A 24,453-nucleotide genomic window follows, 5' to 3' on the forward strand; every position below is an offset into this window, starting at 1 on the left:
CAAGATGATAATGCAAACGAAACTTTAGAAACTCAAAATTTAGAAGATGAAAATTTAGAACAAGAAGCAACTAAAGAACAGACTCAAGAAGACATTCAAACTGATTTAGATTTAACTTTGGAAGATGGCGGAAGCGAAAAAGAAGACTTAAGCCAAGAACATACAGCTTTGGATACTGAGCCTAGTTTAGATGAACTAGATGATAAAAATGATGAAGATTTAGAAATCAAAGAAGATGACAAAAATGAAGAAATAAAAAAGCAAGAATTATTAAACGATTCTAAAGCAAATACATTAGAAATGCAAGAAGAGCTTAACGAATCTCAAGATGATAATGCAAACGAAACTTTAGAAACTCAAAATTTAGAAGATGAAAATTTAGAACAAGAAGCAACTAAAGAACAGACTCAAGAAGACATTCAAACTGATTTAGATTTAACTTTGGAAGATGGCGGAAGCGAAAAAGAAGACTTAAGCCAAGAACATACAGCTTTGGATACTGAGCCTAGTTTAGATGAACTAGATGATAAAAATGATGAAGATTTAGAAGATAACAAAGAATTACAAGCTAATATAAGCGACTTTGATGATCTTCCTGTGGTTGAAGAGCAAGAAAAAGAAATGGATTTTGATGATATTCCTGAGGATGCTGAATTTTTAGGTCAAGCAAAAGATAATGAAGAATCAGAGGAAAATTTAGAGGAGTTTGCTCCTGTTGTGGAAGAAGATGTTCAAGATGAAATGGATGATTTTATTTCAAATTTAAGCACTCAAGATCAAATCAAAGAAGAACTAGCTCAACTTGATGAGCTTGATTATGGTATTGATAGTGATAATAGTAGCAAGGTTTTAGAAGATTTTAAAGATGAGCCAATTTTAGACGATACAGAATTAGGAACAAATGAAGAGGAAGTGGTTGTGCCAAATTTAAATATAAGTGATTTTGATGCATTGAAAGAAAGTGATATACAAGAAGCTCTTGGAGAGGAAATTGTAGAAAAAAATGAAGAGCCTATAGTAAGTAATGCAACTAAAGATGATAATAGCGAAGAGATAGTTAATGAGCTTAGCCAAAGCATAGCAGGAGCGATCACTTCAAGTATTAAGGATGATACCTTAAAAGCTGCTCTTAAGGGTATGAATATGAATATAAATATAAACATTAGTTTTAAAGAGGATTAAAATTGCAAGGTTTTATTTTGTTGATTTCAGGTCCTAGTGGAGCTGGAAAATCAACTCTTTTAAAAAAACTTTTTGATGAATTTGAAGATGAGCTTTATTTTTCTATTTCTTCAACAACTCGCAAACCAAGAGAGGGTGAAAAAAATGGAATACATTATCATTTCATATCCCATGAAGAATTTCAAAAAGGTATAGATGGTGATCATTTTTTAGAATGGGCTAAGGTGCATGAAAATTTTTATGGCACTTCTTTAAAGCACACTCAAAATGCTTTAGATAATGGAAAAATAGTTGTTTTTGATATTGATGTGCAAGGATTTAAAATAGCCAGACAAAAAATGGCTGATAAGATTGTTTCTGTTTTTATTACTACAAAAAATAAAGATGAGTTAAAAAAAAGACTTATTAAGCGAAATACTGATACAATAATACAACTAGAAAAAAGATTACAAAACGCTAGTGATGAAATGAAAGAGCTTAGCGACTATGATTATCTTATCATTAATGATGAGCTAAAGCAAAGCTATGAAGCATTGCGAGCGATTTTAATTGCCCATAAATTTAGAACCAAAGGGCAGAATCTAGGACAAATTCAAAATATTTGGAATGAAGGAGAATAAAATGGGTGGTTGGTCAAGTCCAAGTCATTGGTTGATTATTTTATTGATTGTTGTATTGCTTTTTGGAGCAAAAAAAATTCCAGAACTTGCAAAGGGTTTAGGCAAAGGTATTAAAACTTTTAAAGATGAAATGAATAATGATGATGAAGTAGCAAAAAATACTCAAAAAATAGAAGAAAACAAAAATACAACTAATAATACAAATGCTGATGCAAGTATAGACGAAACAAAAAAAGCTTAAGGTTTAGTCTTTTGAAAAGTATTATTTTTAATGAAATTAAAAAGATTTTAGAGTGTGATTTTACACTTGAAAATCCAAAGGATAAAAATTTAGCACATTTTGCTACCCCTTTGGCTTTTTCACTGGCTAAGGAATTAAAAAAATCTCCTATGTTGATCGCTAGCGACTTAGCGAGCAAATTTCAAAATCATGATTGCTTTGAATCGGTTGAAGCTGTAAATGGGTATTTAAATTTTAGAATTTCCAAAACTTTTTTAAATGAACTTGCAAATCAAGCTTTAGCAAATCCAAATGATTTTACTAAAGGAGAAAAAAAACAAGAAAGTTTTTTGCTTGAATATGTGAGTGCAAATCCTACTGGGCCTTTGCACATAGGACATGCAAGAGGCGCTGTTTTTGGAGACACCTTAACAAGACTTGCGAGACATTTGGGCTATAAATTTGATACAGAATACTATGTCAATGATGCGGGTAATCAAATTTATTTATTAGGACTTTCTATTTTGCTAAGTGTGAAAGAAAATATACTTCATGAAAATGTTGAATATCCAGAGCAATATTACAAAGGCGAGTATATAGCAGATTTGGCAAAAGAAGCTTTTGAAAAATTTGGTAAAGAATTTTTTAGTGAAGAAAATATCCCTAGTTTGGCTGATTGGGCAAAAGATAAAATGCTTGTTTTGATTAAACAAAATTTAGAACAAGCAAAGATTAAAATTGACAGCTATGTAAGCGAGAGATCGTATTATGACGCTTTAAATGCAACTTTAGAATCTTTAAAAAAACATAAAGGAATTTACGAGCAAGAAGGTAAAATTTGGCTTGCTTCTTCGCAAAAAGGCGATGAAAAAGATAGGGTAATTATCCGTGAAGATGGACGCGGGACTTATTTGGCAGCAGATATTGTTTATCATAAGGATAAAATGAGTCGTGGTTATGGCAAGTGTATTAATATCTGGGGAGCAGATCATCATGGTTATATCCCTAGAATGAAAGCTGCGATGGAGTTTTTGGGATTTGACTCTAATAATCTTGAGATTATTTTAGCACAAATGGTTTCCTTGCTTAAAGATGGAGAGCCTTATAAAATGAGTAAAAGAGCAGGAAATTTTATCTTGATGAGCGATGTAGTTGATGAAATAGGAAGTGATGCTTTGCGTTATATCTTTTTGAGTAAAAAGTGCGATACTCATTTGGAATTTGATATTAGTGATTTGCAAAAAGAAGATAGTTCTAATCCTGTGTATTATATCAACTACGCACACGCTAGAATTCATCAAGTGTTTGCTAAAGCTGGTAAAACAATCGATGATGTAATGGGAGCTGATTTACAAAGTTTAAATCAAGATGGCGTAAATTTGCTTTTTGAAGCTTTGAATTTAAAAGCTATTTTAAGTGATGCTTTTGAGGCTAGAGCTTTGCAAAAAATTCCTGATTATCTTAAAAATTTAGCTGCAAATTTTCATAAATTCTACAATGAAAATAAAGTTATAGGCTCTGCAAATGAAAATGATTTACTTAAATTATTTTCTTTGGTTGCTCTTAGTATTAAAACCGCATTTTCTTTAATGGGTATTGAAGCGAAAAACAAAATGGAACATTAAAACAGCATTTGGCTGTTTTAATAATTTAGCAAAAATACTGCTATTATTACGATAATGATGCCTAAAATTCCTATTTTGTTTAATTTTTCTTTATATAAAATCCATCCACCAAGACAAGTTCCTATGATGCCTATAGCACCCCAAGTTGAGTAAGCTATGCTTAAAGGAACGTATTTTAAAGAAAAAGAAAGTAGAAAAAAAGCAAGTATAGCATTGACAATCGCAGCCAAGCCCCAAATTTTATGCTTAAAACCATCTGATTTTTTTAGCAATAAATTTGCTATGATATCTAAGAATGCTGATAAAACAATGATAAAAATATACATTATTCTTTAACCTCGCCTATATTAATCATGATAATTCCAACGATAGAAAGAACAATACCTAGAATTTGAGTTAAGGTTAAACTCTCTTTAAAAACTATAAAAGAAACCAAAAGTATAAGAATAATCCCTAAAAGTTCCCATACAGCATAGGCTATGCCTACTTGAATTTTTTTAATCGCTTTGCCCATAAAAAAATAAGAAAAAGCTATAAATAAAGCCATAAATATATAGCCTAAAATTTGATTTTCCATTTTTAAAAAACTAGTACCTAAAACTTCAAATACAATAGCAACAATCAAGAAAAACCAAGCAACAAAAAGTTCTTTTTTTGCGATATTCAAAAACTTCTCCTAAAATAAATGGTAAAATCATACCATTTAAAGCTTTAATTAGCCTTTTTAGTTTATACTTTTAAGTTTGAAAATCTTTAAAGAAAGTGAGAATTTATGGGACGAGCATTTGAATACCGAAGAGCTTCTAAAGAGGCTAGATGGGATAAAATGAGCAAGCTTTTTCCTAAGCTTGCTAAAGCCATACAAGTAGCTGCTAAAGAAGGTGGCACTGATCCTGATATGAATCCAAAATTAAGAAGTGCTATAGCTACAGCAAAAGCAAATAATATGCCAAAAGATAATATAGATGCGGCTATTAAGCGTGCGAGTGGAAAAGATAGCGCAGATATTAAAAACATTCATTATGAAGGAAAAGCTGCGCATGGAGCTTTAGTTATAGTTGAATGTATGAGTGATAACCCTACACGCACCGTGGCCAATGTAAAAGCTATTTTTAGCAAGAATGGTGGAGAAGTTTTACAAAATGGATCTTTAGGCTTTATGTTTACAAGAAAAGCGGTTTTTCATCTTGAAAAATTTGCAGGAGATTTAGAAGAATTAGAACTTGATTTGATCGATGCAGGGCTTGAAGAATTAGAACAAAATGAAGAAGAGTTGGTAATTAGCGGTGATTATACTGCTTTTGGTGAGCTAAGCTCTGCTATAGAAACTAAGGGTTTAATTCTTAAAAAAGCAGGACTTGAGTATATACCAAACAATCCTGTAAGCTTTAGTGAAGAACAGCTTAGTGATATAGAAAAGCTTTTAGATAAGTTAGAAGATGATGATGATGTTCAAGCTGTTTATACAAATATAGATTAAGGAGAAAATATGATAAAAACAATCGACACAAGCAAAGTAAACGAATATAAATTTGCTCTTATAGAAACTGAAAAAGGCACAATGAAACTAAAACTTTTTGGCGATGAGGCTCCACAAACGGTTTGTAATTTTGCTACTTTGGCTAATGAAGGATTTTATAAAGATTTAAATTTCCATCGTGTGATCCCAAATTTTGTCATACAAGGAGGTTGTCCACACGGCAATGGTATAGGTGGGCCTGGATATGAAATCATTTGTGAATGTGATGATCAAGAACATAAACATGAGCGTGGAACCTTATCTATGGCACACGCAGGACGCGATACGGGTGGCTCTCAATTTTTTATTTGTCACAGCCCTCAAGCTCATTTAGATGGAGTTCATACTGTTTTTGGGCAAATTGATCCAAAAGATGAAGAAAGTTTGAAAGTTTTAGACTCTATACGCCAAGGAGATAAAATTTTAGACATAAAAATTTGCGATAAAATTTAAAAATTTAAAACTTTAAAACTTTTTTGAAACTACAATATTTACAAAGCTAGTCATAAGTTTGACTAGCTAAAAATGATTAATGTATAATTTTTTTTTAAACTTTTTTTTCTATAATCACAATTTTAATTTACTAAATGTAACAAAATTACAAGGAGTTATGATTATGAAAACTAAGTTTTCACTTATTTTAAGTGCTTGTCTTCTTTCATCTTCACTTTTTGCTAAAAATACAGATGATGAGATAACCAAGCTTCAAAAACAGCTTGCACAAATTCAAGCTGAACTTGCACAAATTAGAAAAGAAAGAGAAGCTCAAGCTAAGCAAAATGAAGCTGTAAAAGCTGAACTTGCTGATCTTAATGATAGAGCTGATGAAACAGAATTTCAAGCTGCTTTGAGCAAGGTTAAATTTGGACTTGAGTTTTCAACAGCGGTTTCAAATACAAACTATAAAGTTAGCGGACAAGATTATAGTGCTAATAACAAATGGATGAATGAGCTTCATTTAAATATGAATGCTGATATTAATGATAAAACCAAATTTTATGGTCGTTTATCTATGGCTAAAAACTGGTCTCAAATGGGTTGGAGTGGTACTCCTTATGACTTAGATGCAGGAAGAAACACAAGAACAAGTGGGCCTGTACTTTATGTAGATAGAGCTTATCTTGACTACTATATCACACCTGAGTGGATTGCAACTATAGGAAGACAGCCAGGAACCGATGGTCCAGGAAGTAATCTTAGAAACAATGCTTTAAGACAATCCACTTATCCAGCCTTGGCAATCAACGCTCTAGGTGATGCAGCGGTGATCACTTATAAACCTGAAAATTTGCAAGATCATAAGGTAGCTATCCGTGCAGCTTATGGTAAAACTTATCAATGGGATGAAGAAGGTAAGGTAAGAGACTGGATGAGCGATCAAAAAGATGCTGATGCGAATCTTTACTATGCTGCAGTAGAAGGAGAGCTTCCTATAGAAGGTATGGGAGATAATCTTATTATCTTCAATGTAGCTCATATGACTGATTTTGCATTACCATTTCCAGAAACCAATCTTCCAATTGGCCCAAGCGGTACTTTGGTTAATGTTTTACAAGATGGTGTTTATAATCTAGGAAATTTAACTTTAGCAAATATTCATTTTGAAAACTATAATGCTTTTGGTACAAATTTTAATTATTTTGTGTCTTTAGGGTATTCTAACGGAGCAAATGCACATACTCTACATCCAAATCCTGCTGTGCAATCTCTATTTGAATTTAATGAAAAAGATGGTTATGCTGTGCATGTAGGTGGACGCTATGATTTTACCAAGGCTTTAAAAGTAGGATATGAGTTCTTCTGGGGAAGTAGATACTGGTATACTATGAGCCGTCCAAGTATCAATGATCCGCTTAATATAAGAATGACAAGAGGAACGGCACATGATTTTTATGTGATTTATCAACTTGATAGATATCAATTCTTACGCTTAAGCTATACCAATATCCAAAATATTTGGGGTAATCGTGGCTTACCATTTGGTGGAGCGAAAAAAGATAAAGCAAGAGCTGATAATATCATGTTAATGTATAATGTAAAATTCTAAGGAGCAAAAGATGAGAAAAATACTTTTTGCAAGTTTATTACCTATCATTGCTTTGGCTGATTGTGCAAGTTTGATGGCAAAATACGAAGCTCCAGAGCCAGAGTCAAAAACAATGAAACAAGTTGAACGCTGGATTAGTAAAAAAGTTAGCGATCCAGCTGATGCTGCTGTTTTAAAAGAGTGCATGATCGCTCGTGCAGCGGACAATCCAAATCAAGTTTCAGTTGCAGGTAAATAAAAAAAGCGGTGTAAAACCGCTTTTTACTGTTTAATCTTTTAAGCTACAATTTTTTAAAATTTTCTTCAAATAAGGCTAATATGCAAGAAATCATTTCTTTTATTGTTGAGACGGCTAGTGCTTGGGGGTATTTGGGTATTATTATCTTAATGACCTTAGAGAGTTGTTTTATACCTTTTCCAAGTGAAGTTGTTATGATACCTGCTGGATATTTGGCACATAAAGGCGAACTTGATATCACTCTTTGTATACTTAGTGGGACTTTAGGTTCTGTTTTAGGGGCTTTGATTAATTACTATATTTGCTTTTTTTGGGGTAAAAATTTTGTATTAAAATGGGGTAAGTATTTTGGTATAAATGAAGCCAAATTTGCTAAATTTGAAGAATTTTTTAACAAACACGGGGAATTTTCAACCTTTACTTGTCGTCTTTTACCAGGAATTCGTCAGTATATTTCTATGCCTGCAGGTTTGGTAAAAATGAAACTTATAAATTTTATACTTTTTACTGCACTTGGTAGTGCTATTTGGGTGGCTATACTTGTATTTTTGGGTTATTATATAGGACAAAATGAAGAGTTGATTAAAACTTATTTAACTCAAATTTTAATCATTATAATTGTTTTTGTGATTTTAGCAAGTTTAATTTATATCAAAATCAAAAAGCCTTTTAATAAATGATTTAAATTATAAATATTTTTTCTTTATTATTTTCAAATTTGCTATAATTGTAATAAATTCAAGTTAAAGATGATCAAAATATGGAAAAACCTGATATACAAAGATTAACTAATTTTTTAATCATATATACTAAAACTTTACTAGGTGCTGGAACTTATACAGCTAGGGTGGCAAAATGCGTAGGAAGAATAGCCGAGGTTTATGGCTATGAGATAAATATCAATTTCTTTTTTCATCATATTACTTTAAATGTTGTAGATATGGATGATAACTCCATTCAAAGAACTTATGTCATACCCAATCATCATGCCCATGTTAATTTTAAGCTTATTTTTGATTTAAGTGTTTTAAGCTGGGCTATATATGATCACAAATACGATCTTGAAAAAGCAAAAGTCGTTTTTGAGCAAATTTCTCAACAAAAAAAGCATTCTTATTTGCTTAATCTTTTATTTGTTTCTATGGCAAATTCAGCTTTTTGTAGGCTTTTTGGTGGTGATTTTGGTGCTGGAAATTTGGTGTTTTTTGCAACTTTTGTGGGATTGTTATTAAGATATATTTTAACTAAAGCAAAGATTGATTTAAGAATTCAATACATCCTTTGTTCTTTTATCTCATCGTGGTTTGTATTTTTTGGACTGGATATGGGATATACCAATACTTCTGATGTGGCTTTGGGTTCTAGTATTTTATATCTTATACCAGGGGTATTTTTTATAAATTCTGTGATTGATATATTAAAAGATCATATTTTAATGGGGCTTAGCCGTATTATCAGCGTGGCTATTTTGATTTGTTGTATAGCACTTGGAATTTACATGACACTTAGTATTTCGGATTTTGGGATTTTAAGATGATTGAATTTATTTTAAGAGATATGTTTTTTGCTGCTGTGGCGGGATTTGGCTTTGCTTATGCTTGCAATCCACCTTTAAAAACCCTTATTTTATCTGCTATTTTAGCAGCAATTGCACATGGGCTTCGTTTTACTTTGGTGGAATATTTTCATTTTCAAACTTTAGCAATTGCAACTTTTGTTGCTTCATTTTGTATAGGATGTTTAGGAATTGTTCTAGCAAAAATCATCAAAACCCCTGCTGAAATTATCGCTTTTCCTGCTCTTATTCCTATGATACCTGGAATTTATGCTTATAAAGCGATTTTGTATCTTATTTCTTTTATACGCAGTGATGATTTGAAGGCTAAGTCTGAATTTTTGGTTCAATTTTTTGATTATTTTTTTACAACTGTTTCTGTGACTTTGGCTCTAGCTATAGGAGTGAGTGTTACTTTGCTTATATTTTTTGAACAAAGTTTTATGATGACTAGACATGCAAAAAAACATTAAAACTTGTTGTAAAATTGTTTAACATTTCTTTTTATAATTTTAAATCAAAAATTTAAAAAAGGTGGTATTGTATGTTATGTCCAGTTTGCAATGTGGATTTGGTTATGAGCGATAGGAGTGGAGTTGAGATTGATTATTGTCCAAAATGTCGTGGCGTTTGGCTTGATCGTGGAGAACTTGACAAAATCATAGAACGCAGTGTCCCTAATGCAGCAAATTTTAACCAAGTTTCAAGACAAGAGTCAAGATATAATAACTCAGCTTATCATCAGCACAATGATTACTATAAAAAGAAAAGGAAAGAAAGTTGGCTAGGCGAACTTTTTGACTTTTGATTTTTATAAGAATAACAAATATTTATATTCTTTTTAACTTAATATCTTAAAATGTCAAGCAAAAAGGATATAAAATGTATAAATTTTTATCACATGAGCCTTTAGCTAACAAATCTTGTAATCATAATCACGAAGAACATTCTCATGAACATCATCATTCCCATGCTGATGCAAGGAGTATGGATAAAAAGATTTTAAAAATTTCTCTTTTAATGACTTTTTCTATGATGCTTGTGCAATTTATTTATTCAATCCTTTCAAATTCTTTGGCACTTTTAAGCGATACTTTGCATATGTTTTCTGATGTTTTTGCCTTAGCTCTTAGTTTTTTAGCCATTATAGCTGTAGAAAAATGGCAAGATCATCAAAAGACCTTTGGGTATTTTCGTCTTGAAGTTTTGGTGGCTTTTATCAATGCTTTAACCATTATTTTATCGGCTTTATTTATCATTTATGAGGCTATAGAAAAATTTATTAATCCAAAAGAAATTGACGCTAAAACCATGATAATTGTAGCTATTTTGGGCTTTTTGGTAAATGGGGTTAATGCTTTGATGATGTTTAAGGGTGCAAATTTAGAAAATGTCAATATGAAATCTGCTTTTTTACATATGATGAGTGATTTATTGGGTTCTTTAGTGGTTATTATAGGTGGGATCGCGGTGTATTTTAGTGGTATTGTTTATATAGATACGATTTTAGCTATTGTATTATCAATCTTGCTTTTAAGATGGGCAATTATCTTGCTTAAACAAAGCGCTAATGTCTTACTTGAAAGTTCTCCTGTGGATATAGAAAAAGTAAGACAAGTTTTGCTTTTAAATCCTAGTGTGGATGAGGTAGTGGATTTGCATATTACTCAAATCACCAATAAAATGCTAGTAGCTTCTATGCACTTAAAAGTGAAAGTTTGCGATCTAAAGGAATTTGAAAAACTATCTCAGGATTTATCCCATAAATTACTACATGAATTTGAAATCGGGCACATTACTATACAACCTATAAGGAGTGAAAATGAAATTTAAAGTAAAAAATGTTAATTGCATAGGTTGTGTAAATTTGATCAAAAATTCTCTTGAAGATGAATTTGGTAATATAGAAGTAGATTTGGAGCAAAAAATTTTAAGTTTAAATTTAGAAGAAAATCAAGTATCAAATTTTACAAAAGAATTTCAAGATTTAGGTTTTGAAATCATAGAGCGTTTATAATGGAAGAATTGCGTATAAAAATAGGTAAAATGACTTGCGTTAATTGTTCTAACGCTATAGAAAGAGCTTGTAAAAAAATTGATGGTGTTAAAGATGCTAGTGTTTCTTATGTGAATTCTAGCGGAGTTTTTTTACTTGAAGATCAAGAAAAACGCAAAGATATCATCGCAAAAATTAAAAATTTAGGCTTTGAAATTTTAGAAGATGAACAAAGCTTGAACGCATACAAGGCAAAAAAACACTTAGAATTAAGAAAAAATTTGCTCTTAAGTATAGTTTTGAGTGTGATTATTATGTATTTTGAAATGTTTGTTAAAAGTTCTTTTTCGCAAAATATCCAAATGGCTTTGAGTTTTTTTGGGATATTTTATTGCGGGAGAGATTTTTTTTCTCATGCTTTTTTAGGACTTAAAAGTAAAAATTTAGATATGAATACCCTTGTAGCTTTAGGGACTTTGAGTGCTTTTGTGTATTCTTTTTTGGTGTATTTGCAAATTTTTAAAGAAGAAGATTTGTATTTTAGTGGTGCAATGATGATTATTTCCTTTGTGCTTTTAGGAAAATATCTTGAAAGTAAAGCTAAATTTAAAGCACAAGATTATCAAAGAATTTTGGAAAATATAGATACAAAAAAGACAAAAATTTTGCTTGAAGATGAAAGTATTAAAGAAATTCCAAGTTCTTTTGTCAAAAGTGGCGATGTGCTTTTGGTAAAAGAAGGAGAAAGCATTGTTGCAGATGGAGTAGTGCTTTTAGGGAGCGCAGAGCTTGATATGAGTTTTTTAAATGGAGAGTTTTTGCCTGTTTTAAAAAAAGAAGGCGATGAAGTTCAAGCAGGAGCAGTAGTTTTAAATGGCGCTTTAAGGATCAAAGCAAACAAAAAGGCTATGGATAGTACTTTAGAACAAATCAAAAATCTAGTTTTTGAAGCAGGAAATATTAAAAGTCCTTTGGCAAATTTAGCAGATCAAATTTCTAAATACTTTGTAGGGGGTATAATATTTTTTGCTTTTTTAGTTTTTGTTTTTTGGGCGGTAAAAGCGGATTTAAATACAGCTTTTTTACACGCTTGTGCTGTGCTTTTGATTTCTTGTCCTTGTGCTTTAGGGCTTGCAACGCCTATAGCTTTGGTTGTGGCAAGTGCAAATGCGGCAAAAAATTTCATTCTTATTAAAAATCCTGCTGCTTTAGAAAAATTAGCCTTAGTTAAGTACGCTTTTTTTGATAAAACAGGTACATTAACAAAGGAAAATTTGAGTATTTTTAAGCACAATCTTTCTAAAGATGATTTTGATAAATTATGTCAAATTGAAAGTTTAAGCTCTCATCCTATAGCCAAGGCTTTGCATAAAGATCAAATTTTTGATTTAAAGGGCGAGGGAAGAGTGATTGTGGGTTCTGGTATAAAATACAAAGAAGATAATAATATTTATCTTGTAGGTAGCGCGGAGTTTTTGCACAAAAATGAAGTTGACACAAAAGAAAGCGATATCTTTTTTGATTCTTTTAAAGAATATGTTAGGGTGTATTTTGCTAAGAATAAAAAGTGTTTAGGTGGTGTTTTGTTAAGCAATGCTTTAAAAGATGGGGCCAAAGAGCTTGTGTTAAATTTAAAAAAGCAAAATCTTAAAACTTTTATTTTAAGTGGTGATCATATAAAAAATGTAGAAAAAATAGCCAAAGAATTACAAATAGATGAATTTCACGCTCAACTTAAGAGTGAAGAAAAACTACAAATCATTCAAAAATTTAAAAAAACTCTTTTTGTAGGAGATGGGATCAATGATGCGGCGGCTTTATCTGCTGCAAGCGCGAGTATGAGTTTCTCAAAAGCAAATGAACTTGCAAAAAAAACAGGGGATTTTATCTTGATAAAAGATGATTTATCAGCGATTTTTAAATGTTTTAAACTTGCTAAAAAAACACGCAGTATTATCAAGCTAAATCTTTTTTGGGCTTTTATTTATAATGTACTTTGCATTCCTATCGCAGCAGGATTTGTACCTTTTATCACTTTAAGTCCTCATATAGCAGCACTTGCAATGTGTTTTAGTTCTGTTGCTGTGGTACTTAATTCTTTAAGGCTTAGAAAATCTAAGCCTTGATCTCATTAATAGCGCGATAAGCTTGGTCGATAGCTGAATGCATATAAGCTGACCAATCTGAATCTGAATTAGCTATAACAATATTGCCAAAAGGTTTTCTAGCTATAAGCCTGGTTTGCTCTGCAATTTTAGGATCATCATAAAGACTATTTTCTGTATAGGAGTAACAATGCCCCCAGCGATTTACAACAATTGCTAATATATCTTTTTCGTGGTTAAAACCTGCAGATCCCAACATTCCTTGAAGTTGTTCCCTAATGATTTTTTCATGTTCTTTAAAACTCATGGTAAATAATAGATTTCTACCTACTCTGGCTCTATCTCTTGCATCAAGCCCTTCAAGATCAATACCTTGAATATTGGCTAGAGCTAAAGGAGAGCAAACCATATGAATACATATAGGTTTTTTTGGATCTCTTGGGTGATGATAGCCACCCATATCAACCGGATAATCAAGTTTTGTTCTAGCGTAAGGCATTTTCGGTGAATAAATTTCGTGAACTCCTAGTTTAATAAATGGTTCCCAATTGCTTATAATTACTTTGGTGTGAAGTAGAGATGTTTTTACATTTTTACTTAAGGCTTCTTTTTGTTCTTTAGGTAAACTAGGGATAATATAAGGAATCATACTGTTATAATTAGCCATTACAACATTTTTTGCTTTAATTCTATATTTTTTTCCTTGATTGATATAGCTTATTAAGGTTCCATTTTTTGTATTTTCTACATGAATAACAGTGCTGTTTAATCGTAAACGAACTTTATTATTAGGGTCATCAAGTTTTGAGTAATCAAAATGGGCTAAGGTGATATCGTCCATATCTTTACCTTTTTGTGACACTGTAGGAATCAGCTTTCTTACCATTAATCTTGCTACTGTAGCATTTCCATCGGCACAATGATAAATGTAAGGTTCTTCCATTTCGGCCAAAGCTTCTCCTTCGATAGGATCAAGTCCTAATTTATCAAACCCAGGTAAAAAAGAAATTCTTGCATCCTCACAAGAGATTGCATCTATACCTAAAGCTAAAAAATCATCCGTCATTCCCTCAAAAAATGTTATGGCTTTTTGGGATAATTTTACTTTTTCTTCTAAGAATTTTTTGTAACTTGTTTTAGCCATATATTCTTCTTTTTCCTCTTTGCTTAAACCTTTGAGATAGTCTTTATTGCTTTTAAAAAGAGATATTAACTCTCTTTTATCTTTAGAAGTCATAGGAAAATCTTTAATAAAATTTTCAATACTTTTTCCATTATTTTTAGAATCTGGGATATCATCGCAAATAACTTTTCTAGGATTTCCATTGACAACTTTATCAACACCAAAATTTTCTTTTGAAAAATATACCCCTCTGCTTAATTTTAAATCTGGGTAAAAATTTACATCAAATCGTTTTGCTAATTCATCTATACTGACTCCAAGTGATTTTAAGAGTTCGATTACTTCTTTAGAATAAAGTGCTTTTGGGGATTGAAAACTTTCACTTCCTCCGTAACTTAAAATGGTTCCTTCATCAAGTTGTATTTCATTGCGTCTAGCATGTCCTCCAAAATCATCATGATTGTCAAGAATTAAAATTTTTTTATTTTCCCCAAATTTTTGTTGATAAAAACAAGCTGCAGCTAGCCCACTGATTCCAGCTCCAACGATTACTAAATCATATTTTTCTTTAGGTTTTATACTGCTAAAACCAAATTTATCTCCATCTCTTAGCATGTGAGCGTATTTATAGCTTTTATTATTACTACCTCTTAATCCAAGTAGATTGGGAGGATAATATTCTTTTGTAAAGTCTTCAATTTTGCTATCTTTTCCATAGAGTAATTGTAAGGGTGTCATGCCGGCAACGACAGCTAAGGCCATGCCATTAAGAAAGTCTCTTCTTTGCATTTTTATTCCTCTTTCTAAATAATTTATAAAAATATTGTAGCTAAAGATCAATTATATTATTATTAAGCAATACCTTAATCTATATTTTGGATTTGAGGATTGCCAAAACAATCTTTAAGAGCCTCTTTAAGATCTTCTTGTGGGTCAAATTTTTTAGCCCCTTCTTTAAGCATATTAATAGAACTTTGAATATTGTTTTTATTTTCACTGTTTGGTAATTCTTGAGTTAAGGATTGAAGCTTATTTTCATCAATTGTTAGTGCTTTTTGCACATTAATTTTTGCATTTTCTCCAAATTTAGCTTTAAAAAGTTCTTGTATGAGTTTAAAACCTTTATTGAGCGTATCGCGATTTTTTCCTTGTGCGTTTGAGCTTATATTTAAAGTATTGCTTTCAAAACTAATAAATTTCGTGCTTTGTTTAAAGCATTCTGCAAGATCAAAATCCCTATCATAAATACTATCAAGCAAAATTTCATAAGCATTTTTTTCTATTTTTTTCTCAAGATTAGGCATGATAGGAGAAGGTGTGATCTTAGGTGTAGTATTTGTTATATTTTCTTGTTTGATTTCTTGGATTTGTGCGTCAATTTCTTTTAAATGGCTTGCTTCCATCATCATAAAAGCCATAACACAAAGCGTAAAGCCATCATCATCGCAAAGCATATTTTTAGCTTTTGATAAAATACGGAAAAATCTTTCATAAATTAAAGTAGAAAATTCTGTACTTTTTGCAAAAAAACTTTCTTTTAAATAAAAAAGCATTTCATCAATCACGCTTGAAGCTTCATAGTCTTGCAATTCTTCTAAATACGTAAAAACTTTTTCTTTGTCTTTTGTTAAAATAGCCTGATAAAAGGCTTTGATTTTTTGAGGATCTAAAAAGCCTAACATATCTGTAATTTTACTAATGCTGATTTCATTTTGACAAAAAATAATAGCTTGATCAAGTAAGGTTAAAGTATCTCTTAAAGATCCATTGCCACTTCTTGCTATGAATTTTAAAGCTTCTTCTTCAAATTTAACATTTTCTTTAAGTAAAATTTCTTTAAGATGATTTAAAATTTCACTTTGTGGAATTTGTTTAAAGCGAAAATGTTGTGTTCTAGAAAGCACAGTAGCTGGGAGTTTTAAAGGATCCGTGGTCGCAAGTATAAATTTAACATAACTTGGTGGTTCTTCTAAGGTTTTTAAAAGCGCATTTGCAGCTTGCGGGGTAAGCATATGCACTTCATCAATGATGAAAATTTTAAATCTTGCCATGGAAGGGGTGTATTTGGTTTGTTCAATTAAGGTTTGTATGTCTTCAAGTCCACGGTTGCTTGCAGCATCCATTTCTATAATGTCTATATGTTTGCCTTCAAGTGCTGCAAGACAGTGCTTGCAAGTGCCACATGGAGTATCACTTGGCCCTTGTTCGCAAACTAAAGCACGAGAAAAAATTCTAGCACTCGAAGTTTTTCCACTTCCTCTAAGTCCTGAAAAAAGATAAGCATGAGCTAAGCGATTATGATTTAGAGCGTATTTTAAACTTACGCTAACTGTCTTTTGTCCTATGAGTTCATCAAAGGTTTTTGGTCTGTATTTAATCGCTAAAGCTTGAAGCATTTTTTACTCGTTCATTATAGATAAAAGTTCTACATTATCTTTGGTTTTAAGCATTTTAGAATATAAAAATTTCAATGCCTCAACATCATCCATTTGAGAAATCGCCGAACGGATCGCCCAAATTTTTTGAAGATTTGCTACGCCTTGGAGTAATTCTTCTTTTCTTGTTCCTGATTTGATGATATTAATTGCAGGATAAATTCTTCTATCAGCGATATTTCTATCAAGAACTATTTCGCTATTTCCTGTGCCTTTAAATTCTTCAAAAATCACATCATCCATCCTTGAGCCTGTGTCAATTAAAGCCGTAGCAACTATGGTTAAAGAGCCTCCATTTTCTATATTTCTAGCTGCACCAAAGAAGCGTTTTGGTTTGTGCAAAGCATTAGCATCTACCCCACCGCTTAGGACTTTTCCACTGCTTGGAGTTGCGGTGTTATAAGCACGTGCAAGTCTTGTGATGCTATCAAGTAGGATAATAACATCTTTACCTGTTTCTACCATTCTTTTGGCTTTTTCTATCACGAGTTCAGCTACACGCACGTGATTATAGGCAGGCAAATCAAAAGTAGAACTAAAAACCTCCCCTTTTACACATCTTTGCATATCGGTAACTTCTTCAGGTCTTTCATCGACTAAAAGTACGATTAAATGCATTTCAGGATGGTTTTTTGCAATAGCAGTAGCAAGTTCTTTCATAAGCTCTGTTTTACCTGTGCGTGGTGGAGCAACGATGAGTCCGCGTTGTCCTTTTCCTATAGGGGTAAAAAGATCCAAAACACGACCTGTAAGCTTCATTGCATCGTATTCGAGTTTGATTTTTTCTGTTGGAAAAATAGGGGTTAAGTTATCAAATAAAGGTCTTTCTTTGGCTTCTTGTAAAGGCAGATAATTGATCGCTTCGATTTTTAAAAGAGCGTAGTATTTTTCCTGATCTTTAGGTTCTCTAACTTGTCCTGTAACGATATCGCCTACACGCAGAGCAAATTTTCTAATTTGTGAATTTGAAACATAAGCGTCATTAACACTATCGCTAAGATTGGAGTCCATGCCTCTTAAAAAGCCATAACCTTCAGAAGAAATTTCTAAAATTCCTGTAAAAAGTATGAAACCACCTTTTTTTGTTTGTGCTTTTAAAATTTCAAAAATAAGTTCTTGGCGGCGAAATTCTCTTGGGTTTTCGATTTCACATTCATTGGCGATTTTAACTAGATTTTCTAGATCTAATAATTTTAATTCTTCGATTTTATAACCTTCCACTGGAACGTGGGTTCTTTGATGTTGTTTTTTTTCTTTTTCCATAAGTCCTCGTAAGATTTAGCAGAATATTTTTTGTAAAATGTGATTTTAGTAAAAAAGTACACTTTTTGTCAAATTTGTTTATAATTATAAAAAATATTTTTTTAAAGAATGATTATGAAATGTGAACATTGTAGACTTGATTATAAACAAGCTCAAATGATAGAGTATAAGGGTAATTTTTTTTGTTGCAAGGGTTGTGAGAGCGTTTGGGAAATTTTGCATGAAAGTGGATTAGATGAGTTTTATGAAAAGCTTGGAAATCAAACTTTAAGTCCTGTAAATTTTCAAAATGAAATGAAAAATTATGATGAGTTTATTACTAAAACCAAAGAAGGATTTAGTGAAATTTATCTCATGATACACGGTATAGAATGTGCAGCTTGTGTGTGGCTTAATGAGAAAATTTTAACCAAGCAAGAAGGAATTTTAGAACTTGATATCAATCATTTAAGCCATAAAGCACGCATTGTTTTTGATGAACAAAGTATTTCTTTGGTGCAAATTTTAAGACTTATTGAAAGCATAGGTTATAAAGCGAGTGCTTATGATGCGAGCAAGGTTTCAAAAAAAGCGGATTTACTAAAAAGAGAATTTTATTCTAAGCTTGTTGTGGCTATAGCTTGCGTGATGAATATCATGTGGATAGCAGTGGCAAAATACGCAGGATTTTTTAGCGGTATGGATAAGGATACTAAGGATATTTTAAATTTTGCTGAATTTATCCTTTGCTCTCCTGTGCTTTTTTATACGGGATCTCATTTTTATAAAAGCGCTTTTAAAACTTTAAAAATGCATAGTTTAAATATGGATGTATTGGTGATTAGCGGAGCGAGTTTGGCTTATTTTTATTCTTTATGGGCTATGTTTTTTAGGGTAGGGGAGGTGTATTTTGACTCTGTGGCGATGATAGTTTGCTTTGTGTTTATAGGTAAATATCTTGAGATGTTTAGTAAAAAGCGCGCTTTAGATACTATAGATGGGCTTAATGATTTTTTGCAAAATGAAGTTTTAGTTTTTAATGGTAAAGAATTTGTTCCTAAAGAAGTCCAAAAGGTTTGTTTAGGAGATAGAGTTTTACTTAAAACTGGAGATAAAATTTTAATCGATGGGATCTGTAAAAGTGGCGAAATGAGCGTGGATACTTCTTCTTTAAATGGAGAAAATGCCCCAAAACTCATACAAAAAGAAGATGAAATTTTTTCAGCTTGTATAGTGCTTGATGGAAGTGTGGAGTATGAAGCAACAAAGCTTTACAAAGATTCAAAACTCAGTCAAATTATCCAGCTTTTAGAACTTGCAAGTTCTAAAAAAGCAAAACTTGAAAGTTTGGTCAATAGTCTTTCGGCTTATTTTTCTAGAACGGTTTTATTGATCGCTTTTGTTTGTTTTGCTTTTTGGTTTTTTTATAAGGAAGAGAGTTTTGAAATTTCTTTAGTCAATGCGATTGCAGTTTTGATTATCGCTTGTCCTTGTGCCTTGGCTTTAGCAACGCCCGTGAGCAATCTTGTGGCCTTAGGTAGGGCTTTAAAAAAGCATATTTTATTTAAAAGTTCTAGCGTGATAGAAGATTTAAGCAAATGTGATTGTGTGGTGTTTGATAAAACGGGTATTTTGACTAAAATAGAGCTTGAACTTAAAGAGGTTTTTTTAGATAAAGCGCTTGATTTAAACGAGCTTTATAATTTTGTAAAACTTTCCAAACATCCTATCTCTCAAAATATTGTGTTATATTTAAAGCAAAAAGGAGCTAAGGATTTAAATTTGGATTTTAAAAAGCATTCAAGCATTCAAGCTAAAGGTTTAAGTGCTGAGTTAAATGAAGAGTTGCTTTTAGGTGGAAGTTCTAAATTTTTGCAAGAAAAGGGTATTGTAACTAAAGAATTTGATAATACACATTTTATTTTTGCCAAGGAAGGTAAAATTTTAGCTTTTTTTGAGTTTGATAGTGTTTTAAGAGAAGGTGCAAAAGAGCTTATCACTTATCTTAAAAAAGAAAAAAAAGAATTAATGATACTAAGTGGTGATCATCAAAAAGCAGTGGAAAAAATAGCTAGAAAATTAGAAATTCAAAATTATCAAGCTTCTTGTTTGCCAGAAGATAAGATGAAAACTATAGAAAAATTAAGTAAAAATTACAAAGTTTTATTTGTAGGTGATGGGGTAAATGACGCACTAGCTTTAAAATATGCAAGTGTTTCGATGACTTTAAGAGAAGGAAGTGATCTAGCTATAGAAAGTAGTGATGTTTTACTTTTGAAAAATGACTTGCTTTCTTTAAAAAAAGCCATCAAATTATCTAAAAATACCTTTAAAATTATCAAGCAAAATCTTGCTTTTTCTTTGTTTTATAATGCTTGTACCATACCTTTGGCTTTTTTGGGTATGATAAATCCTTTATTTGCTGCTATTTCTATGTCTTTTAGTAGTATAATAGTCGTTTTAAATGCTTTAAGGATTAAAGAATGAATAGTATAATCATGATGATGATAGGGGTTTCTATCTTAGCGTTTTTTATCATTTTGGCAACTTTGCTTTGGGGGATTAAAAATAAGCAATTTGATGATGATTATAAATTTACTACTTTAAATGATGATGAGGATTCTTTGCGTGATGCTATAGAATTAGAAAGGCGTAAAAAAGAAGCTTTGGATAAAAAAAGGCTTTCTTAAAAAGGAAAGCCTTTTTTAGAAATTATTTTAAAGTTTCAATATGGGCTTCAATAGCTTTAAAATCTTCTTCAGTTAAACCTTTAAGGTTAAGTTTCATGATCGCACCTTGACCATAAGCATTTCTTTTGCCTTCTGAATATTCTTTCATGTATTGAAGTCTTTCAGCAGAAGAAAGAGTTTTTAAAGCTGGAACTTTGTTTAAGTAAACTTTGTCAGCATTTGCACCATGACATACTGCACATTTTTTAAAAAGTGTAGCACCATCTGCAGCAAAAGCAGAAACACCAAGACATGCCAAAGCAGAAACTACTAATAATTTTTTCATTTGTTTTCTCCTTAGTAAAAATTAGATTGCTAGGTATTATATATCTTTATTTTTATAAAAATCTTAAGAAATTAAAGATAATGTTTATTTTCTTTTTAAAAAAGCTATATTATAATGTTTTTTATGAAAACAAAAGCATTATTTTTAGATAGAGATGGTGTGATTAATATAGATAAAAAATATGTTTATAAAATAGAAGATTTTGAATTTTGTGATGGAATTTTTGAGCTTTGTAGATATTTTTTAGCTAGAAATTATTTGCTTTTTATAGCGACAAACCAATCAGGCATTGCAAGAGGATATTACAAGGAAAGTGATTTTTTTAAGCTTTGCGATTATATGCTTAAAGAATTTGCCAAACAAGATATAAAAATTGATAAAATTTATCATTGTCCACATTTAGAAGGTTGCGAGTGTCGCAAACCTAAAGCAGGAATGCTTTTAAAAGCAGAAGATGAGTTTGATTTGGATATGAAAAATTCTATCTTTATCGGAGATAACCTAAGCGATATGCAAGCAGGATTAAATGCTGATATTGGCACTTTGATTTTAGTAAATGAAGAAAAAAAAGAAGGCGATTTTTTTAGACAATTTAAAAATTTAAAAGAAATTTTGAGCTTTTTTAAAGAAAAGGACATTTAAATGAGAATAGCAATCACAGGTGGCGCAGGATTTATAGGTTCGCAACTGGCTTTAAATTTGCAAGAAAAACATGAAATTTTAATCATCGATAAAATGCGTAGTAGTGCGACTTTTGAAAATGGAAATTTGCAAAGTTTTGGGCATTTTAAAAATTTACTTGAATTTGATGGAGAGCTTTTTGCAGGTGATATTAATGATGAAAAAGTTTTAAAAAAGATTGAAGATTTTAAGCCAGAGATTATTTTTCATCAAGCAGCAATTTCAGACACTACGGTTTTTGATCAAACTAAGGTTTTACAAACCAATTTAAATACTTTTAAAGATTTTATAGAACTTAGCATAGATCTTAATGCAAAGCTTATTTATGCAAGTTCAGCTTCGGTTTATGGTGATGCAAAAAGTCCACAAACTGTAGGTAAAGATGAAGAACCAAAAAATCCTTATGCTTTTTCAAAATTGATGATGGATAAGCTAGCGAAAAAATACTACGATAAAGCCCATTTAGTAGGACTTAGATATTTTAATGTTTATGGAAAAGGCGAATTTTATAAAAACAAAACTGCTTCTATGGTTTTGCAGTTTGGCCATCAAATTTTAGCAGGAAAAAATCCACGCTTGTTTGAAGGAAGTGATAAAATTTATAGAGATTTTACCTATATCAAAGATGTTATTAGTGCCAATTTAATCGCTCTTGACTCAAAATGTGGAGTTTATAATGTGGGTAGTGGTAAAGCAAGGACTTTTCAAGATATAGTTGATATTTTGCAAAAAGAGTTAAAGACTGATTTGCCTTGTGAATATATCCCAAATCCTTATGTAAAATCTTATCAATTCCATACTGAAGCAAAGCTAGATCAAACTTGGGATTATCAGCCAAAATTCACTTTAGAAGAAGGGGTAAAAGATTATTTAGGTGAGATAAAAAGACTTTTTGAAAAGGAAGTAAATGCTTGAGTTTTTAAGTCAGCAAAAACCTAAAATTTTAATTATAGGGGATTTTATGGTGGATAATTACACTTGGTGTGATTGTTCGCGTATCAGCCCTGAAGCCCCTGTTTTAGTAGCTAAAACTCTTAAAGAAGATAAAAGATTAGGCGGGGCTGCGAATGTTTATGCAAATTTAAAAAGCTTGGGAGCTGATGTTTTTGCACTTGGTGTTGTGGGCGATGATGAGAGTGGGAAATTTTTACAAGAAAATTTAAAAGGAGAATTTTTGATCCAAAAAGGACGCAAAACCCCTTTTAAAAATCGCATTATGGCACACAATCAGCAGGTTTTAAGACTAGATGAAGAAGATATAAGTGAGATTTTGCTTGAAAATGAGCTTATTACTTTGTTTGATGAAAAGATCAAAGATTTTAAAGCTGTGGTTTTAAGTGACTATGCTAAGGGTATTTTAACGCCTAAGGTTTGTAAAGCTTTGATAGAAAAAGCAAATGTTTTAAATATCCCTGTTTTAGTTGATCCTAAAGGTAGTGATTTTAGTAAATATAGCGGCGCAACCCTACTCACGCCTAATAAAAAAGAAGCTTTAGAAGCTTTGAAATTTGAAAATTTAGAGGGTGAAAATTTAGAAAAAGGGATTAAAAAATTAAAAGAAGATTTTGCTTTGCGTTATTCTATCATCACTCTTTCAGAAGCAGGAATTGCACTTTTTGATGAGGGTTTAAAAATCGCACCTGCTAAAGCCTTAGAAGTTTATGATGTAACAGGGGCGGGCGATAGTGTGATTGCGGTTTTAGCTTTTTGTTTGGCAAATGGGATTGAAATTTTTAAAGCTTGCGAACTTGCCAATGAAGCTGCAGCTGTTGTGGTAAGTAAAATAGGTAGCGTGAGTGTGAGTTTTGATGAGATTAAGAGTTTTAATCGTGTGGATTTTGAGAAAAAAATTAAAAGCAAAGAAGAACTTTTAACACTTTTAAAACAAAATGATAAAAAGATCGTTTTTACAAATGGTTGTTTTGATATCGTGCATTTTGGACATATAAAATACCTTGAGAAAGCTAAAAGATTAGGCGATGTTTTGATTGTAGGTTTGAACTCAGATGCGAGTGTGAAAAGACTCAAAGGCGAGAATCGTCCTGTAAATTCAGAGTTTCAAAGAGCTTGTATGTTGGCAGCTTTTTATTTTGTGGATTTTGTAGTGATTTTTGATGAAGATATGCCTTTGGAGCTTATAAGCTTTTTAAAACCCGATATTTTGGTTAAAGGAGCTGATTATAAAGATAAGCTTGTTGTGGGTGCAGATATCGTTTCAAGAGTTGAATTAATCGACTTTGAAGAAGGATTTAGCACAAGTAAGATTATAGAAAAGATTAAGGATAAAAAATGATAAATTTAGTAGAAAAAGAATGGCAAGAACATCAAAAAATCGCTCAAGAAAGTGAAATTTTAAAAGGACAAATCGCTAAAATAGGTGAGCTTTTGTGTGAGTGTCTTAAAAAAAATGGTAAGATTTTGATTTGTGGAAATGGTGGAAGTGCAGCTGATGCCCAGCATTTTGCAGCTGAACTTAGTGGGCGTTATAAAAAAGAACGCAAGGCTTTAGCAGGTATAGCACTTACAACCGATACTTCGGCACTTAGTGCTATAGGAAATGACTATGGTTTTGAGTTTGTTTTTTCAAGACAAGTGGAAGCTTTAGGAAATGAAAATGATATTTTAATCGGCATTTCAACCAGTGGAAAAAGCCCTAATGTTTTAGAAGCTTTTAAAAAAGCAAAAGAACTTAATATGCTTTGTTTAGGGCTTAGCGGAAAAGGTGGTGGAACGATGAATAAGCTTTGCGATCATAATCTTGTTGTACCAAGCGATGATACGGCTAGAATTCAAGAAATGCACATTTTAATCATACACACACTTTGTCAGATTGTAGATGAGAGTTATAAA

General features: G+C 31.5%; 26 protein-coding genes and 1 pseudogene. 21 read left to right on the forward strand and 6 right to left on the reverse strand.

Annotated features, from left to right (window positions below; genetic code table 11):
• From AJ888_RS09260 to argS, 4 genes are all read left to right on the forward strand, one after another.
• Positions 1 to 1,182: highly acidic protein (locus AJ888_RS09260; protein WP_070296228.1), on the forward strand; the 1,182-nt coding region annotated here is incomplete at its 5' end.
• Between the two features lie 2 nt (positions 1,183 to 1,184).
• Positions 1,185 to 1,802, forward strand: a complete 618-nt coding sequence (gene gmk / locus AJ888_RS07610; RefSeq protein ID WP_002861888.1) for a guanylate kinase — start codon at positions 1,185 to 1,187, stop codon at positions 1,800 to 1,802.
• 1 nt (position 1,803) lies between these two features.
• The gene (locus tag AJ888_RS07615; protein WP_002852866.1) at positions 1,804 to 2,043 is read left to right on the forward strand and encodes a twin-arginine translocase TatA/TatE family subunit; all 240 of its coding nucleotides are present in this window, start codon (positions 1,804 to 1,806) and stop codon (positions 2,041 to 2,043) included.
• 11 nt (positions 2,044 to 2,054) lie between these two features.
• Positions 2,055 to 3,647 (forward strand): arginine--tRNA ligase, encoded by a 1,593-nt coding sequence (gene argS, locus AJ888_RS07620; RefSeq protein ID WP_002861887.1) that lies wholly within the window; start codon positions 2,055 to 2,057, stop codon positions 3,645 to 3,647.
• A gap of 17 nt (positions 3,648 to 3,664) precedes the next feature.
• On the opposite strand, the gene AJ888_RS07625 is transcribed toward argS, so the two are convergent.
• Both AJ888_RS07625 and AJ888_RS07630 read right to left on the reverse strand, forming a co-directional pair.
• On the reverse strand, positions 3,665 to 3,973 hold the full coding sequence (locus tag AJ888_RS07625) for a DMT family transporter (protein WP_002861886.1): 309 nt from the start codon (positions 3,971 to 3,973) through the stop codon (positions 3,665 to 3,667).
• Positions 3,973 to 4,314 carry a DMT family transporter gene (locus AJ888_RS07630; protein ID WP_002861885.1) on the reverse strand — a complete coding sequence of 114 codons (342 nt, stop codon included), beginning with the start codon at positions 4,312 to 4,314 and terminating at the stop codon, positions 3,973 to 3,975. The genes AJ888_RS07625 and AJ888_RS07630 overlap by 1 nt, the downstream gene beginning before the upstream one ends.
• 105 nt (positions 4,315 to 4,419) lie before the next feature.
• Here AJ888_RS07630 and AJ888_RS07635 point away from each other — a divergent pair, with 105 nt between their 5' ends.
• From AJ888_RS07635 to copA, 11 genes are all read left to right on the forward strand, one after another.
• Positions 4,420 to 5,127: a YebC/PmpR family DNA-binding transcriptional regulator gene (locus AJ888_RS07635; protein WP_002861884.1), complete on the forward strand. Its 708-nt coding sequence runs from the start codon at positions 4,420 to 4,422 to the stop codon at positions 5,125 to 5,127.
• Between the two features lie 9 nt (positions 5,128 to 5,136).
• Positions 5,137 to 5,619, forward strand: coding sequence for a peptidylprolyl isomerase (locus AJ888_RS07640; RefSeq protein ID WP_002861883.1), 483 nt, complete (start codon positions 5,137 to 5,139; stop codon positions 5,617 to 5,619).
• A gap of 163 nt (positions 5,620 to 5,782) precedes the next feature.
• Positions 5,783 to 7,213, forward strand: coding sequence for a DUF3373 family protein (locus tag AJ888_RS07645; protein ID WP_002861882.1), 1,431 nt, complete (start codon positions 5,783 to 5,785; stop codon positions 7,211 to 7,213).
• Between the two features lie 10 nt (positions 7,214 to 7,223).
• On the forward strand, positions 7,224 to 7,451 hold the full coding sequence (locus AJ888_RS07650) for a hypothetical protein (RefSeq protein ID WP_002861881.1): 228 nt from the start codon (positions 7,224 to 7,226) through the stop codon (positions 7,449 to 7,451).
• Between the two features lie 80 nt (positions 7,452 to 7,531).
• The gene (locus AJ888_RS07655; RefSeq protein WP_002861880.1) at positions 7,532 to 8,131 is read left to right on the forward strand and encodes a DedA family protein; all 600 of its coding nucleotides are present in this window, start codon (positions 7,532 to 7,534) and stop codon (positions 8,129 to 8,131) included.
• Between the two features lie 80 nt (positions 8,132 to 8,211).
• Positions 8,212 to 8,988, forward strand: a complete 777-nt coding sequence (locus tag AJ888_RS07660; RefSeq protein ID WP_002861879.1) for a threonine/serine exporter family protein — start codon at positions 8,212 to 8,214, stop codon at positions 8,986 to 8,988.
• The gene (locus AJ888_RS07665; RefSeq protein WP_070261265.1) at positions 8,985 to 9,479 is read left to right on the forward strand and encodes a threonine/serine exporter family protein; all 495 of its coding nucleotides are present in this window, start codon (positions 8,985 to 8,987) and stop codon (positions 9,477 to 9,479) included. Before AJ888_RS07660 ends, AJ888_RS07665 begins: the two co-directional genes overlap by 4 nt.
• A gap of 71 nt (positions 9,480 to 9,550) precedes the next feature.
• Positions 9,551 to 9,814: a zf-TFIIB domain-containing protein gene (locus tag AJ888_RS07670; protein WP_002861877.1), complete on the forward strand. Its 264-nt coding sequence runs from the start codon at positions 9,551 to 9,553 to the stop codon at positions 9,812 to 9,814.
• A gap of 74 nt (positions 9,815 to 9,888) precedes the next feature.
• Complete coding sequence (gene czcD, locus AJ888_RS07675) at positions 9,889 to 10,839, forward strand: CDF family cation-efflux transporter CzcD (protein WP_070282646.1); 951 nt, start codon at positions 9,889 to 9,891, stop codon at positions 10,837 to 10,839.
• On the forward strand, positions 10,829 to 11,023 hold the full coding sequence (locus tag AJ888_RS07680; RefSeq protein WP_002861875.1) for a heavy-metal-associated domain-containing protein: 195 nt from the start codon (positions 10,829 to 10,831) through the stop codon (positions 11,021 to 11,023). The genes czcD and AJ888_RS07680 overlap by 11 nt, the downstream gene beginning before the upstream one ends.
• Complete coding sequence (copA, locus tag AJ888_RS07685) at positions 11,023 to 13,128, forward strand: copper-translocating P-type ATPase CopA (RefSeq protein ID WP_002861874.1); 2,106 nt, start codon at positions 11,023 to 11,025, stop codon at positions 13,126 to 13,128. Before AJ888_RS07680 ends, copA begins: the two co-directional genes overlap by 1 nt.
• On the opposite strand, the gene AJ888_RS07690 is transcribed toward copA, so the two are convergent.
• From AJ888_RS07690 to rho, 3 genes are all read right to left on the reverse strand, one after another.
• On the reverse strand, positions 13,118 to 15,019 hold the full coding sequence (locus tag AJ888_RS07690; RefSeq protein WP_002861873.1) for an NAD(P)/FAD-dependent oxidoreductase: 1,902 nt from the start codon (positions 15,017 to 15,019) through the stop codon (positions 13,118 to 13,120). The genes copA and AJ888_RS07690 overlap by 11 nt on opposite strands.
• A gap of 74 nt (positions 15,020 to 15,093) precedes the next feature.
• Positions 15,094 to 16,626, reverse strand: coding sequence for a DNA polymerase III subunit gamma/tau (locus AJ888_RS07695; protein WP_002861872.1), 1,533 nt, complete (start codon positions 16,624 to 16,626; stop codon positions 15,094 to 15,096).
• 3 nt (positions 16,627 to 16,629) lie between these two features.
• Positions 16,630 to 17,928 carry a transcription termination factor Rho gene (gene rho / locus AJ888_RS07700; protein ID WP_002853705.1) on the reverse strand — a complete coding sequence of 433 codons (1,299 nt, stop codon included), beginning with the start codon at positions 17,926 to 17,928 and terminating at the stop codon, positions 16,630 to 16,632.
• A gap of 108 nt (positions 17,929 to 18,036) precedes the next feature.
• Here rho and AJ888_RS07705 point away from each other — a divergent pair, with 108 nt between their 5' ends.
• A complete protein-coding gene (locus AJ888_RS07705; RefSeq protein ID WP_079396335.1) occupies positions 18,037 to 20,394 on the forward strand; it encodes a heavy metal translocating P-type ATPase in 2,358 nt (785 codons plus the stop codon).
• A complete protein-coding gene (gene ccoS / locus AJ888_RS07710) occupies positions 20,391 to 20,597 on the forward strand; it encodes a cbb3-type cytochrome oxidase assembly protein CcoS (protein WP_002852798.1) in 207 nt (68 codons plus the stop codon). Before AJ888_RS07705 ends, ccoS begins: the two co-directional genes overlap by 4 nt.
• A gap of 22 nt (positions 20,598 to 20,619) precedes the next feature.
• Here the strand turns inward: ccoS and AJ888_RS07715 are convergent, their stop codons facing one another.
• Positions 20,620 to 20,922, reverse strand: coding sequence for a c-type cytochrome (locus AJ888_RS07715; protein WP_002852762.1), 303 nt, complete (start codon positions 20,920 to 20,922; stop codon positions 20,620 to 20,622).
• A gap of 80 nt (positions 20,923 to 21,002) precedes the next feature.
• On the opposite strand from AJ888_RS07715, the pseudogene gmhB reads away from it, so the two are divergent.
• From gmhB to gmhA, 4 genes and pseudogenes are all read left to right on the forward strand, one after another.
• Positions 21,003 to 21,564: pseudogene (gene gmhB, locus AJ888_RS07720) on the forward strand (D-glycero-alpha-D-manno-heptose-1,7-bisphosphate 7-phosphatase).
• Entirely contained in the window at positions 21,565 to 22,518 is a 954-nt protein-coding gene (rfaD, locus tag AJ888_RS07725; RefSeq protein WP_002861869.1) for an ADP-glyceromanno-heptose 6-epimerase, read from the forward strand.
• A complete protein-coding gene (rfaE1, locus tag AJ888_RS07730) occupies positions 22,511 to 23,896 on the forward strand; it encodes a D-glycero-beta-D-manno-heptose-7-phosphate kinase (protein WP_070296229.1) in 1,386 nt (461 codons plus the stop codon). The genes rfaD and rfaE1 overlap by 8 nt, the downstream gene beginning before the upstream one ends.
• The coding region (gene gmhA, locus AJ888_RS07735; protein ID WP_044794534.1) for a D-sedoheptulose 7-phosphate isomerase at positions 23,893 to 24,453 on the forward strand (561 nt) is incomplete at its 3' end. The genes rfaE1 and gmhA, both read left to right, overlap by 4 nt.

The sequence above is a fragment of the Campylobacter sp. BCW_6467 genome (assembly GCF_001762855.1).
GTDB lineage: Bacteria > Campylobacterota > Campylobacteria > Campylobacterales > Campylobacteraceae > Campylobacter_D > Campylobacter_D jejuni.